Raw genomic sequence first — 15,201 nt, 5'->3', positions numbered from 1 at the left:
TATTGAAAACGAAAGTATGAGTAATTTAGAGAACCATAATGAATTTAAATTATTAGCCATTCGCCCCCTAGAAGGCACATCAACAGAATTATTAAAGGGCTTGCAACAGAATTATATTTATTCTTTTTATAGTGATTATAAATATATAAATGAGAACGGAAAAGAAATAGTAGGTTCCGATGAGTACCATGAAATAGAAAATATAAAATATACTCCGATTGTGCCATCAAATTTGTATGGCGAAAATATTAGTATTTCTGCAATAGTCGGTCAAAACGGAAGTGGAAAAAGTTCATTGCTTGAAATTTTCTATTATTTCTTATTTGAATATTCAAGAACTGAAGGCTTATTAGAAAGTGGTACAGACGTAGTAAAAATAAATTCGAAAGAATTTCATTTCGAATTTTATTATTTAATAGATGACGAAATTAATTGCATTGAATGGGATAATATAAATAACTTCATAAAAACAAGTTATAAATATAACGCTGAAAATAAAACGTATGAAAGAGATTCTAATACAGAGTCTTTTAATAAAGGTGATAATTATCAAATCCCTATATATAATATTGTTATAAATTATTCAATATATGGTTTGAATAGTAATTCGGACGAAGATAGATGGTTTGATAGGCTTTTTATAAAAAATGACGGTTATCAAACTCCTATTGTATTAAATCCATATAGAGAGGATGGTAATATAAATGTTAATCGAGAATTTGAATTGGCTAATTCACGCCTTCTAAAAATATTTCTTTCTACTTCTAAAGAGTCTAATGATTTTAATACTTCCAATTTGATAAAAGATATTTCAGTAGACGAATTGTTATTTAAATTAGATATCAATAAAAATCTCAAATTATACCTAAGAAGTGAGCATACAGAGATTGAAACTATTGTAAATACTTTTGAATCAATCAATGAATATAAGATCAAAAATTTTTTTAACAGATTATATACTGTCTTTAAAAAGGATATCATATTTAGAGATTTGAGGTATGTGTATAGTAGATATAGTTTCCTAGTTAATGAAAATTCTTTCCCTATCTGGATGGATTTAAGTAATTTATATGTTTTTAAAAAAATTATTAAAATAGTTCACAGTTATACGAATTATAAAGTCTTTGAAAATATTTTTATAAAAGTAAATATCGGTGATTTAAAATCTAATTCTAATTTAAGACAATTATTTGTCAATCAGTATTTTAAATTATTCTTAGTTGACGAACAACTAAATGTTGTAAAGATAATTGAAGATGCAAAAAAAAGATCTGATTTTGATATAGACGAGTTAAAAATAATTGAAAAATCACTATTAAAATATTTTTACAGATTTTATGAAGAATCATTTATTAATGACTTATATGAAAGTGATTATATTAATAATATTGATACAAATAATTACATTTCGATATACGACTCTATAAATAATTTTTTAAATAAATTCAATGAGTTGTTAAACAGTAAAGAGATTAAACATAGGTTGATTAAATTATTGTTAGATAAGCTAGCTACAGATTTTAGTCATGTAACATTAAAACTTAGACAAGTTTTAAATATGCAAGAATCTAATTTTTTTGATAATCTGGTAGTAACTGATAGGAAAAATTTATCAGTACACGATGATACACAAGTAATTTATTTTACAGTCAAAAAGGAATATCTATCGAAAAGTAAAAATCTTTCAATTGAAGAAATACCTAATGCCTTTCTCGAGCCTATTTTTAAGTTCAATAAAAGCAAGGCTAATGCACCGTTCGAATTAAAATATTTAAGTTCAGGAGAACAGCAGTTATTACATTCTACAGTCTCCATATCTTACCATATTGACAATTTACTTTCCATATTAGAAAATAAAGGATTTAAATTAAGGTCATATCAAAAAATTAATATAATATTAGATGAAATAGAATTATACAATCATCCCGAATATCAGAGAGAATACATCAGAAATTTAGTTGTTTTGTTAAGTCAGCAAAAATATAAAGGCTTAATTTTTAATGTGATTCTCTCAACACATTCACCATTTATTCTTTCCGATATTCCTTCTCAAAATATTTTAAAATTGAAAGATGGTAAGCCTGAACCTAATGATGGTATTAATTCTTTTGCAGCAAATATATATGATTTGCTAAAAGACGAGTTCTTTTTGAAAAATGGAGCTATCGGTGCGTATGCTTCAAAAAAAATAGCTAATATTTTAGAAAACAATGTTATACAACAAGAGGATATAAATATTATCAATTTAATTGGGGATCCATTTCTAAAAGGAGTCATCAGCAAGCAAATTGAAAATAAAGTTTCTACTGAGATATTAAATAAAGAGATTATGAGATTACAAAAAATTTTAAGAAACCGCTCTGAGAATGATACAAATTAAGGAATATAATTTAGATACTATAGAATCGGAGCTGGATGAAGATATTAAAGAAATAGACAATCAGATAAAGTCAGATTTAAAAAAAATTTCTAGAATAAAAACTATTGAATCTTTTTTCAAAGATTTAGAACCAATAATTAATATTGAAGATGATTCTTCATTTATAAAAGCTCCAAGAAATAAGATTGAACAACTGAAACAGATAGATACATCTATTATTATCAATGATTTAAGATCTTTTAATACAAAATTCAAATTATTAGCTCCATATTTGAAAAAAAAGGGAAAGTATAATAACTGTACTTTAAATGATATATTAGAATTTATTTTTGGCTATCATTCAGAAAATAGAACTCAAACTTTAAAAAAAGTTTTGCGTAAAATAGATCTTCAAAATTGTGTATATTGTCTCGCTCAGTATACCACTTCTTATGGTTTTGATAAGCAAAAAATCTATGTAAAAGGTAATTTAGATCATATTTATCCTAAAAGTTTAAATGCTTTGGTCAGTTTAAGCATTAATAATTTAGTGCCCGTTTGTGGACATTGTAATCAAAGAAAATTAAATGCATCTCTTTCAGAATTTAATTTTAATCCATTTGATTCCATTCATGTTCCAGTTTTTAAATTTGAAGATGTTTTAGAAGTTAATAATGGGCAGGCTAATCTTAAAAATTTGACTGATTTAAAAATCGAAAATATTAATCCTACATTAGAGACTAGATTAAAATTGACATCATTATATAAAGAATATAAATCACCAATTGAAAATTTGTTAGAAAGATATAATAAATTTAATTCTAACTCTTATGAAGAACATATTGAAGAGTTAGTAAAAAAAGGAATATCTGCTGATTTGGAATATTTTATCTCCGAAACACCTTACACAGACGAAAATTTACAGAATATGCCTTTACATAAATTTAAGAGTGACTTTTATAAAGAGTTAGAAAGCTATAAAAAAAGTGGCAAATTAAAATTTTCTTGACATGAAATACACCGAATCCCAATTAGAAAAGTAATCTATGAATCACTACAATCCCCAAAAACACCATCGCCGCTCGATACGGTTACAAGGCTATGATTATAGCCGGGAAGGATTGTATTTTACTACGATTTGTTGTCAGGATAGAGCGCATTTGTTTGGGAAAATTGCAGAGAAATGTTTACAATTGAATGATGCAGGAATTCAGGCACAACAATATTGGTTAGATATTCCGAATCATTTTCCAAATGTGGTGCTGCACGAATTTATTATTATGCCCAATCATATCCACGGCATTATTGAATTCGTTGGGGCGAATAATTATTCGCCTAACCAATCATTACCCCAACAACCATTGCCCCATAATTTTGGTGTGAATGATCCGGAAATGGGGAATGGTGGAAAAAATATAGAAATGGCGAATGGGGCGAAAGATGCAGAAATTACAAATGCAAAGGGAAATGTTATGAATGGGGGAAATGATGCAGATGCAGAAATGGCGAATATAGGGGCGAAAAATGTGGAAATGGCGAATGGGGCGAAAGATTTTTCGACCCTATGGCGGTCACCATCAAAAACAATTGGTTCCGTTGTTCGCGGGTTTAAAATCGGGGTTACAAAATGGATGCGTAATAATACCAATGTTGTGAATGTGTGGCAAAGGAATTATTATGACCACATTATAAGAAACGAAAAGGATTACCACAGAATATCAGAATACATAAAAAACAATCCGATTCTTTGGAAAGAAGATAGGTTTTATGATAACGGTATTTAATGAGATACTTACGTACGAAAGATATTTCGTTCGTAGGCTATAAAAAAAAAATAATTATGAAATACACCGAATCCCAATTAGAAAAATCATTCATCCATCTTCTGAAAAAAGAAGGTTATGAGTACGTAAATGGCAAAAAGGTAGTACGGGCATCAAACCAGGAGATCCTCATTCGGGAAGATCTGAGTGATTTTCTGCTGTCGCGTTATCCGGATTTGGAAACGATGGAACTGGAAACCCTGATTAATGAACTGGCGTATCAGCCGGCTTCCAATCTCTATGACAGCAATAAATACATTGGAAAACTATTGGCAGACGGTCTGATTTTCAAGCGAAACAATCCTGCAAAAAAAGATCTGCATATCCGTTATATCGATGTAGATTCAGCCAGTCTTTTAGAAACCAATCGTTTCAAGATGGTGAACCAATTGGAGATTCAGGGTAAAGAGCTGCGCATTCCGGATCTGATTGTATACATCAACGGGATTCCGGTGGTGGTTTTTGAGTTTAAAACACTGATTGAAGAAAACGTTACCATTTTTAATGCCTACGAACAATTGGCAAAACGTTACCGGAGAGATATTCCGGAACTGATGAAATACAATGCGTTCTGCATCATCAGCGATGGTGTGAACAACAAAGCGGGTTCTCTGTTTGCACCTTACGATTTTTTCTACGGCTGGCATAAAATTACAGGCGACGAAAAGAAAGCATTAACGGGCATTCATACTGCCACTTCCATCGTTCACGGAATGCTGAACAAGGAAAGGCTGTGTGATATTCTGCATCATTTCATCTGGTTTCCCGATACTTCCAAAAAAGAAGAAAAGATATTGTGCCGTTATCCGCAGTATTACGCTGCCAACAAACTGTTCAACAATATCCAAAAGCACCGCAAACCGGAAGGCGACGGAAAAGGCGGAACTTATTTTGGTGCAACCGGGTGCGGGAAAAGTTACACAATGCTATACCTTTCCAGACTGCTGATGCGTTCTACACAATTGGCAAGCCCGACCATCATTATTATTTCTGACCGTACCGATCTGGACGATCAGTTATCAAGAGATTTTACCAACGCCAAAGACTTTATTGGCGATGAAAACATCATCAATATAGAATCCAGAGCCGATCTTCGCACAAGATTGCGGGGCAGGGAAAGTGGCGGTGTTTTTCTGACAACCGTTCAGAAATTTGCAGAAGATGATGAGGTGTTGAGCGAGCGTAACAATATCATCTGTATTTCCGATGAAGCGCACCGTTCGCAGGTGAATCTGGATTTGAAAGTCCGCATTGATGAAGACGGCGTAAAGAAATCGTATGGGTTTGCAAAATACCTGCACGATTCGCTTCCCAACGCCACATATGTAGGTTTTACGGGAACACCGATTGATAAAACACTGGATGTTTTCGGTCCTGTGGTAGATTCTTATACAATGTTTGAATCGGTGGTCGATGAAATTACGGTTCGCCTGGTCTATGAAGGTCGTGCTGCAAAAGTAAATCTGAACCATTCTAAAGTAGTGGAAATCGAACAGTATTATCAAAATGCGGTTGCAGAAGGCGCTTCGGAATACCACGTGGAAGCCAGCCAAAAGGCGATTGCCAAAATGGAAGCTGTATTGGGAGATCCGGGAAGAATTGAAGCCATTGCGCAGGATTTTATCAGTCATTATGAAAAAAGAATCGAGGAAAAAGCGACCGTTGCCGGAAAAGTAATGTTCGTCTGTGCTTCCAGAGAAATTGCGTATAAATTATTCAAAGAAATTATCAGGCAAAGACCGGAATGGAATGAGAAAACCATTGCGGAACATCTGAGCGAGAAAGAACAGAAAGAAATTAAGCCCATAGAGCGCATCAGAATGGTAATGACCCGAAGCAAAGATGATGAAGAAAGCCTGTGGAATCTCCTCGGAACGAAAGAAGACCGAAAGGAACTGGACAGACAGTTTAAACAAAAGCATTCCAACTTTAAAATAGCCATCGTTGTGGATATGTGGCTCACTGGTTTTGATGTGCCGTTTCTCGATACGATCTACATTGATAAACCTTTGCAGACGCATAATCTCATCCAGACCATTTCCCGTGTGAACAGAAAGTCTGAAGGGAAAGACAAAGGTTTGGTAGTCGATTATATCGGCATCAAGAAAAATCTGAATCACGCTTTGGGAATGTTCAATAATACCACGGCAGCAGATGATTTTGAAGACATCGATAAAGCCGTTATTATCGTGAAAGATCAACTGGAACTTTTGAGACAGTTTTTCTATCAGTTCGACACGACGGATTATTTTAAAGGTTCACCTATTGAACAGCTGAATTGCTTAAACCGGGCTTCTGAAATTGTTCTGATGACAGAGAAATCTGAAAAATTCTTTGTAGAGGTGACCAAAAAACTGAAAGCGGCCTACAACCTGACCTGTAGTGCAGAAATCTTTAACGAAAAAGAAACCGATGAGATTCATTTCTACTTTGCCATCAAATCAATTGTCGTAAAACTGACCAAAGGCGAAGCGCCCGACACCGCACAAATGAATGCGAAAGTGAGTAAAATGGTAGAAGAGGCCATTGTTTCGGAAGGGGTGGAAGAAATCTTTAAACTGGACGACAACAAAGCCAACGCAATTGATTTGTTTAATGATAAGTTTCTGGAAAAAGTAAATGCGCTGGAATTACCGAATACCAAGATTAAAATCCTTGAAAGATTGCTGAAACAGGCGATCTCTGATTTTAAAAAAGTAAATAAAGTAAAAGGTATCGAGTTTTCTGAAAGGCTTCAGAAAATCATTAACAGCTACAACGAAAGAAGCGAACTGGATATTTTGGATTATGACGGCATCCAGGCCGATACTTCCGAACAGATCCTCGACCTGATTTTAAAACTGCGTACCGAAATGGCATCTTTTGAAGACTTAGGAATTGATTACGAAGAAAAAGCCTTTTACGACATTCTGGATATGGTCTGCACGCAATACGGTTTTACCTTTGACAAAAACAAAATGCTGGAACTCGCCCGAGAAATTAAAAAAATTGTAGACGACACCGCCAAGTTCCCGGACTGGAGCGACAGAGAAGACATCAAAGCACAATTGAAAATGGAAATCATCGTCAAGCTTCATCAGTTCGGCTATCCGCCGATTACGCAGGATGAGGTGTATAAGAATGTGCTGGAACAGGCGGAGAATTTTAAGAGGAATAGGTGAAAAATAAATTATGGAAAATATTAATTTTTACTTTGATGTATATAGCATTGATGAATTAGGAGAATTTTTAGAATTACACAATTCTATATACTTTGAAAATAAATATTTAAAAAATGCTAGAAAAGAAGTAGACCTTATTTTAAATGAAATAGGAGAATGGGGGGAAAATGATTTTTTGATTATTAGTTTTGAGAATAATAATTCTGAAATTATTTATGAAGGGAAATTATTTAAAAATGGTCAATGGGATGATTTAGTAGACAACAGTTTAATAAATAATTATAAGTTTAAATTAGTTTATCAATCTGATAAATTTACTTTTGAAGATAATGGATTAGAAACTATTGAAAATTGGGATGAAATTTTGGATAATTTTCTTGAGTTTGAAAAACTTGAAAGTACTTCCCAATCAAAAGTATTAAAAACATACTCTCAATTTTATCATTGGTATTACTTGCCTGAAAAGGAAATCTTTGCACCGAGTAAATTTTTAGGATATAAAAATAGAACAATTACTTCATATAATTCTTCAGGTACAGGAGGGGCTACACAGATTGCTTTATCTAAGTTTTTTACTAAAATTTCAAAGGATTCAGAAGAGTTTAAAATTCTCTATAATAAGCTTAAACAAATATCTAAAAATAAATATATTAAAGATCTTAGCTCGCAAATTCTTGAGGGAAAGGGCGGCATCTATATTCCAATAAAATAATTAAACAATGAATTTTTTCGATAAACAAGAGATAAATATATTAACTCAGTATGCAGGTAAAATGAAAACTGATGAATTACAGTCGGTTTACAACGATTTACAACGAAATTATCAGAAAGTTGAGCATTGGGCTTTAGAGGTTAAAAAACAAATTTTTCCTGATGGTAAAATAAAAATTACTAAAAAGCCAACTAATCAAGCAAATGTCTTTGAGTTTTATCAATGGGCAAAAATTTATCCTACCAAAGAAGATTTTAATAATAAAATTCTGGCTTATACAGTAAGTATAGAAAAAAGTGAAAAAATAGTAATTAAAATTGATAGTGTTGGATTGCTTGATAATAATCCATTGAGACAAAAATACTATAAATTCAGAAAAGAAAACCCAATAGTTAAAGAATATTATTTAAAAGATTTCTCAGGATGGGATGATTTGATAAATATAACTGTTGAAAATTTAAGGTACTTTAAACCATATTACAATCAATTAAAAAGTATTCTCGTTTCACAAAATATTATTAATAGTGATGTTAATGAATCTAAAAATAAAAAAGATATAACATCTCTCAACCAAATTCTATACGGTCCTCCCGGAACAGGTAAAACATACAATACCATTAATAAAAGTTTATCGATTATAGAAGATAAATCGGAAGAAGAAATTAATAAAGAAAACAGAGAAGTTCTAAAATCAAGATTTGATAATTATGTAAAAAATGGCAGAATTGTGTTTACCACATTTCATCAAAGCATGAGCTATGAAGATTTTGTAGAAGGGATAAAACCAATAATGAATGAAGATGAAGGGGAACTAAGTTATGAAGTACAAAATGGAATTTTCAAAGAAATCTGTAAAAATACCAATGAAATAAATGAAACAGTAGTTGATAATTTTGAAGTGTGCTGGAATAAGTTAATTGTATTAATAAAAGAAAAAATAGCAGATAACAAACTTCTTAAAATTGGAAATTGGGAATATGGCTTATCGTCAAAAGACTCTTTAAAGTACTCATCATTAAATTCGCCTTCTCAATATACATTTACCATTACAAAACAAAATATACAAGATGTATATCAAAATAAGCAGGCAAGACCTTCCGGAGCATTTCAAAAGGATATGGAGGATATTGTTAAATACATTAAAGAGAATTTTGGGTTGCCAGATTATAATTATAAAGATGAAAAAAACACCGGCAAAAATCAGAATAAGAATTTTGTATTAATCATCGACGAAATCAACCGCGGCAATGTCTCTCAGATTTTTGGTGAACTTATTACACTCATAGAAGAAAGCAAACGCATTGGGAACGAGGAAGAATTAAAAGTCACTTTACCATACAGTAAAAAAGAATTCGGAGTACCATCCAATCTCTACATCATCGGAACAATGAATACAGCAGACCGAAGTATAGAAGCGTTAGATACAGCTTTGAGAAGACGTTTTTGTTTTGAAGAAATGTTGCCCAAGCCTAACCTGCTTAACGATATGATTATTGGTACAGTTAAGTTAGACGAACTATTAACCACAATAAATAAAAGAATAGAAGTGTTACTGGATCGAGATCACACCATTGGTCATTCTTATTTTATTAACGTAAAAACAGAACAAGATCTTAGAAATACTTTTAAGACTAATATCATTCCATTATTGCAGGAATATTTCTATGGAGACTATGAAAAAATCGGGATGATTTTAGGAATTGGATTTTTTGAAGAACTAGAAAAATATGATAATAAATTTTTTGCCGCTTTTCCTACACAAAATTATCCTGAAGGAGGAAATATTCTTAGATTAAAAACGATTGATGAAAATTTTAATATCATCAATGCAATAAACATATTATTGGGTAATAACTCAAATCAATAATGAATAGAATCCAAGTTTTTGAACACAGTTCTCTTACCATTGGAGAAAGAGGTTTTGAAAAACGTCATTTTGTAGCGTTATCAAAACTTAACGCCCTACACAATTATCAATATTTTGATTTGAAACATAATGGAGTAGTGTTCAAACAGTTTGTCGGAGTTATTCAGGCAGATAATCTCACAATAGAGATTCTCCCAAAGATAGACCGTTACGAATCTGAAGATCAGGAAAACAAAACAAAGTGGCAAAAGGTATTAATAGAAATGTTGCGTGTAACCAAAAAACTGAAAATTCAGCAGGCAGGTCAGGCAAATGTTTCCAGACAATCTATTCATCTCTTGGATATTTACTTTGAATGGTTTCTAAATGAAGTGCAATTGCTCATTCATCAGGGTTTAATCAAACAATATTACAAAGAGAAAGGAAACGTAAAAGCATTAAAAGGAAAACTCGAATTTGCAGGGCATATTCAGAAAAATCTTGTGCATAAAGAAAGGTTTTATACCACGCATCAGGTGTATGATAAAGACCATTTAATTCACCAGATTTTAGGACAGGCTTTGGGAATTATCGCAACGTTATCTAAAGGAAATAGTCTGTACGGCAAATGCAAAACCATACAGCTTGATTTTCCGGAGGTGAAAAGCATTCAGGCAAACGAAAACACATTTAGTAAAATTCCTAAATCGAGAAAGACCGCACCTTATGAAACGGCATTATCCATAGCACGGTTAATTATTCTGAATTATGCACCCAACTTTTGCGGCGGTTCTGAAAATATGCTGGCTTTATTGTTTGATATGAATAATCTTTGGGAAGAATATATTTTGGTTCGATTAAAACAAGCCTGTCAGAATAAAGACATACAAGTGTACGGACAAAATTCTACAGGTTTTTGGAACGGGATAACCATCCGTCCGGATATTGTTCTGGAAAAAAAAATCAATGATACAGAGAAAGAGATTTTAGTTATTGATACCAAATGGAAAAATATTGAGCAGTCTCAGCCATCAACACATGATTTAAGGCAGATGTATGTATACAATGAATTTTGGAAATCAACCAGAGCAATGCTTTTATACCCATCACAGATAACATCTTTACATTCAGAACGATTCATCTTGTTTGATGATAATAAACACTCCTGCTCATTAGGTAAAGTTTCAATTTTTGATGCTGATACGCTTGATGCCTTGATCGGAGAAAAAATATTAAATTTATTTAATTAGCCATAGAATGTCTATTCAATACCACATTGCCATTCTGGAAGACAGCCCCAAACAAATGGAAAAACTGGAGCTGTATCTTCAGCATATTCCCAATGTTCAGATTGTTTTAAAAAGCAGCAGTTCAGATCATTTTTTTGAGGAACTGAAAACGGTAAAACCGGATATTTTGCTGGCGGATCTGGATCTGGGTAACGACAGCATGACGGGAATGGAAGTGGCGCAGGAAATCGGGATTCCGGTATTCTTTGCAAGTGCCAATACCAGAGAATACATCAAAGATATTGAGAATCTGAAGCGCGATTCCGGGATTTGTGTAGATCATATTACCAAGCCTTTTACCGAAGAAAAATTGGTTAAAAGTTTTAAAAGGTTCTTACAGGAAGTGTATTTGTTTTCTAGTCTTCAATACGTTTATCTGGATTTTAATAAAACAAAAAGAAACAGGGTTCTGATTGATGATATCGTCTATTTAAGCGCAGATAAGTCTTCCGGCTCTGAATCCAACAACAAGCAGATTCATTTCATTAACCGGAAAACGGAGAATCTTATTGATTTTTCCTTTTCGAAAATGGAAGATAAAGGACTGATGAAAAGCCAGTTTATAACGATTCATAAATCTTTCAGAGTCAATAAAAAATACATTCAGTGCTATCATAAAAAAGATGAGCACGTAGAAATCATTGTATTTGATGAAAAAAACAAGACAAAATGTCATTACCTGCCTGTGTCAGAAAATTATCAGAATGACATAAAAAAACTTTTGGGCTAACCGCTCTTATTCCTCAAAAAAAAGCTTTTGTTCCTGCGTTTCCGATGATGTTTTCCGGAAACGCATTTTTTTGTTTTCCGGATGTTTTTTTGATAGATCTATCATATAACAACTAATTTAAAAACAATTATGGAAATTAAAAGAAGTCACAGAACTTCAAAATTTGCTTCTCAGAAAAATGGTAACAGTATTCTTGAAAATTATTTGCATCAGGATCTTGATCTTATTAAAAGGAAGGTGGAAGATGATATCAGGCTTAATCTTAAAAAAGAGATAAGACAAATGCTGAGTTCTCAGTCAGGTAGAGCAAATGCTGTAATTAAAAAGCTACAGATGTTGATCTCTCAATTACAGGAAGAAAATAATCTATTAAAGCAAAAGGCGGATCAGCTGGATACAAGAATAGATAAGATGAAAAATTACAGAAATGTAAGCATCAGAGTTATTGATCATGATAGAGTTAAAGATTTGGGTGCACAGCACTTCCAGTTTGAAAAACTATTGAAATATCTGCAGACTAAGCATAACATTTTTTTGGTTGGATCTGCAGGTTCCGGCAAAACTACTGCGGCAGCTAATGTTGCCAAAGCTTTGAATCTGGAATTTTACTTTACGGGGGCTATTACCAGTGAACATAAGTTAGCAGGTTTTACAGATGCTCGCGGAAGAGTGGTAAATACTGATTTCAGAAGAGCTTACAAAGATGGCGGGCTTTTCCTTTTTGATGAAATTGATGCGAGTTTTCCTCAGGCTCTGCTAGCTTTCAATGCTGCCCTGGCAAATGACTTTATGGACTTTCCGGATGGCAGAATCTATAAGAATAAAAATTTTTACTGCGTAGCGGCTGCCAATACTTTTGGGACAGGAGCGGACCGCCAGTACATAGGAAGAAATCAGTTAGATGCAGCGAGTCTGGATCGTTTCATTACGATAAACTGGGAAATTGATGAAGATCTGGAATATGAAATGGCTAAAAATCATAGCTGGGTAAGCCATGTGCAGAAAGTAAGAAGAGCTGTACAGAAAGTAGGTGATAGGGTCGTGATAAGTCCAAGAGCTTCTATACAAGGAGCAGACCTTCTGAAAATGAATATAGCATGGGAAGAAGTAGAGCAGGCTGTTTTATGGAAAGGGATAGATAAATCCAGAATACAAATGATTAAAAACAATATCTGATCATGAATAAGTATTTAAGGTTTGATAACCTGCATGACTTTTGGAGTTGTGCTTTCAGAGAAAGCACAGCATATATAAAAAGCTCAAGAGAAGCGTCTTCAGACTGGTATGGGGGAGCAGGTTGGCAGGAAGCGAAAAACTTAGCGATATGCGGATGGACAGACGTTCTGGAGGAAATAAGTAAGATCCGCGTGAACCTTTTGGAGACTATTACCGGAAAAATGGAAATACGCCTGCCGGAATATGGTATTGCTGGAGGTGTGATTGATGTCGGGGAATATCTTTGCGGATCTCCGGAATACTTTATAAAATCTGTTCCGGCAGAATATGAAAATCAGGGAAAGATTATAAGAGTGGTCTGCTCTATTGCCTGCTCAGCTGGCATTTCTCCTGAAGTAATCATAAAGAAAGGAGCTGTTATTTGTGCATTAATAGATGCATTGGAAATGTTAGGATACCGATGTGAAGTGATTGTTAATTCTACCTGTTCTTTTTACTCCTCAAGATTTGAAGTAGATGTATGCATAAAAAAAGCTAATCAGACCCTTAATATGGCTGAAACAGTTTTTTGTCTGGCACATCCGGCGATGTTCAGACGCATGATGTTTTCTGTTAAAGAACAGGAAGGATGGTCTGACTATGCTTATGCCTATGGATATCCTGCGGATGCTAAGGACAAAGGTGATCTGTATATCAACAAAATATTCAGCCGGGAAGTTGTTAATTCAAAGGCTATTGAATGTGTAATATCACAATTAAAAAAACTTGGTGTAACAATTAATTATAACTAATTAAAATTTTTAAGCAATGAAAAAGAAAATCACTCCTGCACAAAACAGTGCTAACTTGAAAAATCCTAACAAAGGAACAAATGGTACGAACCGCCAATATGATCAGAATCAGGGAAACAGAGGAAAACAAATGAATCCTAATCAGCAAAAGACGTAATAATCAGGTCCGGTAATTGCCGGACTTTTTAAATTATTAAGGAATTAGTTCAATACCTCCGATCCAAAAATCCTCACACAGTATTCACTTCCCAGAAATCTCGGATCACCATATTTTTCAGACCAGAAACCATCCAGAATATCTTTGCTGATGCAGCGGTAAACTGCCACACCCTTGTAGATTTTCAGATCTTCACCTTCATAGCGGAAATTAATAACCAGAATTCCGTCTTTATAAAAACCGGTGCCTTGCTGCATATGATCCCCAATCATCCACTCAGCAATGATGCGTTGGTTTTCGTCTATGGATAAGGTGAGAATCCCATAATAAGAAACTTCCGCAAACTCTTCCTGATTGCTTCCCTGAATAGAATAACTTCCTGCTAAATCCTGTACTGTCATTTAATTTAATTAATCATACAAATGTAAATTAATATGAGATTTTACAGAGGATTCTTTACAATTATTTAGAATAAATCTGCTAAGGATATTTTTTATTCAATAAGTGTTGAAATATTTTGCAGATCTAATGTTTTTTTATATTTTTATCTCTCAAACTATAAAAAATATATCATGAAAAATCTAAAAAAGGTTTCTAGAAATGCGATGAAATCTATTCAGGGAGGTATCATTAAAGGTATGGTAAGATGTAAAGATCCAAATACATGCGTTGTTCAATGGGGATGGGGTGGAGGATCATCAAGTAACTGCGGTACTTTTGATATTATTTGTGGAGAAGCTCCTCCGCAGGATCCTTGCGAATATACTTTATGTATATAAAAAATATTTAAAGGAGTGTTTATTAACACTCTTTTTTATTTTAGATTTGCCAATGTTTTATTTTTTAACAGCCATCAGTCTTTTTACCTTTATTATTTATGGAGCCGACAAGAGAAAAGCAGAAAAGCACCGGCGGAGAATTTCTGAAAATACGCTTTTGGCGGTTTCTTTTTTGGGTGGAACTATCGGAGCTTTACTGGCAATGATCTTCTTCAGACATAAAATTTCCAAGACTTCCTTTTTATTAAAATTTGGACTCATTGTTTTATTACAGGCGGTTTTCATTTACCTTTTTGAAAAATATTCATAGGATTGATGGTTAAAAATTTAATCAATTATTCAAAATTCTAAGAATACAAATATTCAATAAATGCTTTG

The 15,201-nt window shown here is 33.1% G+C and carries 14 protein-coding genes; 13 read left to right on the top strand and 1 reads right to left on the bottom strand.

Translation table 11 applies throughout. The annotated features are described in order from the left end of the window. The first annotated feature begins 16 nt into the window (after positions 1-16). From H6W53_RS02845 to H6W53_RS02795, 11 genes are all read left to right on the top strand, one after another. Positions 17-2,380 carry an AAA family ATPase gene (locus H6W53_RS02845; RefSeq protein WP_185204783.1) on the top strand — a complete coding sequence of 788 codons (2,364 nt, stop codon included), beginning with the start codon at positions 17-19 and terminating at the stop codon, positions 2,378-2,380. Continuing rightward, positions 2,367-3,368 (top strand): HNH endonuclease, encoded by a 1,002-nt coding sequence (locus tag H6W53_RS02840; RefSeq protein ID WP_185204782.1) that lies wholly within the window; start codon positions 2,367-2,369, stop codon positions 3,366-3,368. Before H6W53_RS02845 ends, H6W53_RS02840 begins: the two co-directional genes overlap by 14 nt. A gap of 37 nt (positions 3,369-3,405) precedes the next feature. Next, complete coding sequence (locus H6W53_RS02835) at positions 3,406-4,143, top strand: transposase (RefSeq protein WP_185204781.1); 738 nt, start codon at positions 3,406-3,408, stop codon at positions 4,141-4,143. A 56-nt stretch (positions 4,144-4,199) separates the two neighbouring features. Further along, positions 4,200-7,343 (top strand): type I restriction endonuclease subunit R, encoded by a 3,144-nt coding sequence (locus H6W53_RS02830; RefSeq protein WP_185204780.1) that lies wholly within the window; start codon positions 4,200-4,202, stop codon positions 7,341-7,343. 10 nt (positions 7,344-7,353) lie between these two features. Continuing rightward, the gene (locus H6W53_RS02825) at positions 7,354-8,055 is read left to right on the top strand and encodes a hypothetical protein (protein ID WP_185204779.1); all 702 of its coding nucleotides are present in this window, start codon (positions 7,354-7,356) and stop codon (positions 8,053-8,055) included. Between the two features lie 7 nt (positions 8,056-8,062). Further along, the gene (locus H6W53_RS02820) at positions 8,063-9,922 is read left to right on the top strand and encodes an McrB family protein (protein ID WP_185204778.1); all 1,860 of its coding nucleotides are present in this window, start codon (positions 8,063-8,065) and stop codon (positions 9,920-9,922) included. Continuing rightward, positions 9,922-11,151, top strand: coding sequence for an McrC family protein (locus tag H6W53_RS02815; protein ID WP_185204777.1), 1,230 nt, complete (start codon positions 9,922-9,924; stop codon positions 11,149-11,151). Before H6W53_RS02820 ends, H6W53_RS02815 begins: the two co-directional genes overlap by 1 nt. Positions 11,152-11,158: 7 nt before the next feature. Further along, positions 11,159-11,920: a LytR/AlgR family response regulator transcription factor gene (locus tag H6W53_RS02810; protein WP_185204776.1), complete on the top strand. Its 762-nt coding sequence runs from the start codon at positions 11,159-11,161 to the stop codon at positions 11,918-11,920. 129 nt (positions 11,921-12,049) lie between these two features. Continuing rightward, entirely contained in the window at positions 12,050-13,096 is a 1,047-nt protein-coding gene (locus tag H6W53_RS02805) for an AAA family ATPase (RefSeq protein WP_185204775.1), read from the top strand. 2 nt (positions 13,097-13,098) lie between these two features. Further along, the gene (locus H6W53_RS02800) at positions 13,099-13,887 is read left to right on the top strand and encodes an RNA polymerase sigma factor region1.1 domain-containing protein (RefSeq protein ID WP_185204774.1); all 789 of its coding nucleotides are present in this window, start codon (positions 13,099-13,101) and stop codon (positions 13,885-13,887) included. 16 nt (positions 13,888-13,903) lie between these two features. Further along, positions 13,904-14,044 (top strand): hypothetical protein, encoded by a 141-nt coding sequence (locus tag H6W53_RS02795; protein ID WP_185204773.1) that lies wholly within the window; start codon positions 13,904-13,906, stop codon positions 14,042-14,044. 44 nt (positions 14,045-14,088) lie between these two features. On the opposite strand, the gene H6W53_RS02790 is transcribed toward H6W53_RS02795, so the two are convergent. Continuing rightward, entirely contained in the window at positions 14,089-14,445 is a 357-nt protein-coding gene (locus H6W53_RS02790) for a hypothetical protein (protein WP_185204772.1), read from the bottom strand. A 171-nt stretch (positions 14,446-14,616) separates the two neighbouring features. Here H6W53_RS02790 and H6W53_RS02785 point away from each other — a divergent pair, with 171 nt between their 5' ends. Beyond that, on the top strand, positions 14,617-14,823 hold the full coding sequence (locus H6W53_RS02785; protein ID WP_087710641.1) for a bacteriocin-like protein: 207 nt from the start codon (positions 14,617-14,619) through the stop codon (positions 14,821-14,823). Positions 14,824-14,875: 52 nt separating this feature from the next. After that, a complete protein-coding gene (locus tag H6W53_RS02780) occupies positions 14,876-15,133 on the top strand; it encodes a DUF1294 domain-containing protein (protein WP_185204771.1) in 258 nt (85 codons plus the stop codon). Positions 15,134-15,201: the final 68 nt, after the last annotated feature.

The sequence above is a fragment of the Chryseobacterium sp. C3 genome, from assembly GCF_014218905.1.
In the GTDB taxonomy this organism is placed as follows: Bacteria; Bacteroidota; Bacteroidia; order Flavobacteriales; family Weeksellaceae; genus Chryseobacterium; species Chryseobacterium mucoviscidosis.
The sequence above is the reverse complement of the archived record's forward strand: the minus strand, read 5'-3'. Positions and strand labels throughout refer to the sequence as shown.

What these genes read in the sequence shown, in the direction of transcription:
- H6W53_RS02845 (WP_185204783.1), top strand. Translation starts at nt 17, where the DNA reads ATGAGTAATTTAGAGAACCATAATGAATTTAAATTATTAGCCATTCGC.
- H6W53_RS02840 (WP_185204782.1), top strand. Translation starts at nt 2,367, where the DNA reads ATGATACAAATTAAGGAATATAATTTAGATACTATAGAATCGGAGCTG.
- H6W53_RS02835 (WP_185204781.1), top strand. Translation starts at nt 3,406, where the DNA reads ATGAATCACTACAATCCCCAAAAACACCATCGCCGCTCGATACGGTTA.
- H6W53_RS02830 (WP_185204780.1), top strand. Translation starts at nt 4,200, where the DNA reads ATGAAATACACCGAATCCCAATTAGAAAAATCATTCATCCATCTTCTG.
- H6W53_RS02825 (WP_185204779.1), top strand. Translation starts at nt 7,354, where the DNA reads ATGGAAAATATTAATTTTTACTTTGATGTATATAGCATTGATGAATTA.
- H6W53_RS02820 (WP_185204778.1), top strand. Translation starts at nt 8,063, where the DNA reads ATGAATTTTTTCGATAAACAAGAGATAAATATATTAACTCAGTATGCA.
- H6W53_RS02815 (WP_185204777.1), top strand. Translation starts at nt 9,922, where the DNA reads ATGAATAGAATCCAAGTTTTTGAACACAGTTCTCTTACCATTGGAGAA.
- H6W53_RS02810 (WP_185204776.1), top strand. Translation starts at nt 11,159, where the DNA reads ATGTCTATTCAATACCACATTGCCATTCTGGAAGACAGCCCCAAACAA.
- H6W53_RS02805 (WP_185204775.1), top strand. Translation starts at nt 12,050, where the DNA reads ATGGAAATTAAAAGAAGTCACAGAACTTCAAAATTTGCTTCTCAGAAA.
- H6W53_RS02800 (WP_185204774.1), top strand. Translation starts at nt 13,099, where the DNA reads ATGAATAAGTATTTAAGGTTTGATAACCTGCATGACTTTTGGAGTTGT.
- H6W53_RS02795 (WP_185204773.1), top strand. Translation starts at nt 13,904, where the DNA reads ATGAAAAAGAAAATCACTCCTGCACAAAACAGTGCTAACTTGAAAAAT.
- H6W53_RS02790 (WP_185204772.1), bottom strand. Translation starts at nt 14,445, where the DNA reads ATGACAGTACAGGATTTAGCAGGAAGTTATTCTATTCAGGGAAGCAAT.
- H6W53_RS02785 (WP_087710641.1), top strand. Translation starts at nt 14,617, where the DNA reads ATGAAAAATCTAAAAAAGGTTTCTAGAAATGCGATGAAATCTATTCAG.
- H6W53_RS02780 (WP_185204771.1), top strand. Translation starts at nt 14,876, where the DNA reads ATGTTTTATTTTTTAACAGCCATCAGTCTTTTTACCTTTATTATTTAT.